This window comes from Agrobacterium sp. InxBP2 (assembly GCF_026191755.1).
GTDB lineage: Bacteria > Pseudomonadota > Alphaproteobacteria > Rhizobiales > Rhizobiaceae > Agrobacterium > Agrobacterium pusense.
Genome location: NZ_JAINDY010000006.1, coordinates 1 through 1,134, shown reverse-complemented (window position 1 = coordinate 1,134; position 1,134 = coordinate 1). Strand labels below are relative to the sequence as shown.

The 1,134-nt window shown below is 57.7% G+C and carries 1 protein-coding gene and 1 pseudogene; both read right to left on the bottom strand.

Going from position 1 to position 1,134, the window contains the following annotated elements:
* Positions 1–474: pseudogene (locus tag K7A42_RS00040) on the bottom strand (flagellar hook associated protein); the annotation flags it as partial.
* Between the two features lie 348 nt (positions 475–822).
* The coding region (locus tag K7A42_RS00035; protein ID WP_282454646.1) for a flagellin at positions 823–1,134 on the bottom strand (312 nt) is incomplete at its 5' end.

The following is a 1,134-nucleotide window of genomic DNA, read 5'->3' as shown; positions in this document are numbered from 1 at the left end:
GCGGATGAAGGAGCCGACGACCGCCTTGGTGATGTCGGAGAGGTTGCCCGTGCCATCGCTGATCTTGGCCTGCAGCCAGTTCTCACCGGAGAAGGAGGAGGAGCTGGAGATGGACTTCAGCTGGTCCTGCAGCTGGGAGATTTCTTCCTGGATCTTGGTCCGGTCGACGCCTGCTTCGCGGGCGGCCACCAGCTTGTTCTTGATCTGCTTGACGACCTCGATCGAGGATTCCATGCCGGCATAGGCGGTGTCGACCTTGGCGGCGCCGAGGCCGAGGGCGTCCTGAACGGCGGAAAGGGCGCCATTATCCGAACGCATCGTGGTCGCGATGGACCAGTAAGCGGCATTGTCGGAAGCTTCCCGGACGCGCTGGCCGGAGGACACGCGGTCCTGCGTGGCTTCCATGTTCTGGCCGATGGAGCGCAGGGTCTGGAGCGCAGTCATCGCTGCGATGTTTGTCAAAATGCTCGTCATAATAAATTGCCCCTGTAATGGCTGATTAGAAAAGGGACATTCCGGCTCACCGGGAGCGGCGTACAGCATCATGCCTGCTGACCGGCTACTTTCTTGAAGGTCAGCCCGCCGCTTCGATGGCTTCAGCTAAACGCTGTCGAATTAAAAAATACTTAAAGTAGAAAATAGTTGAGAATAAAATTTATACGTGCATACCATCTAAAAAACTGAAACGTAATATTTGCCATCGGTGCCCGGACGGGCTGCCTTGAGCGGTCTTCACGATCATCGCTTTGAAACGCGGGCGATAAAACGAAAAAAAACCGCGCCCTTTCGGGCGCGGTTCGCATTTGACGATCGGTGTCGGAATTAACGGAAGAGCGAGAGAATGCTCTGCGAGTCGTTGTTGGCGATCGACAGGGCCTGCACAGCGAGCTGCTGCTGGGTCTGAAGAGCCTTGAGGCGAGTCGATTCTTCGTTCATTTCCGCGTCCACCAGACGGCCGATGCCCTTGTCGAGCGAGTCGGTCAGCTTGTTGACGAAGTTTTCCTGCAATTCGATGCGCATCTTGACCGAGCCGAGGTCGGCGGCGGCGGATGTCATGCTCTGGAGCTGCTTGTCGACGAAGGAAACCATGGCGTCGAGCGCCTGCTCGGGCGTCAGGGTCACGGTGGCGGGGCC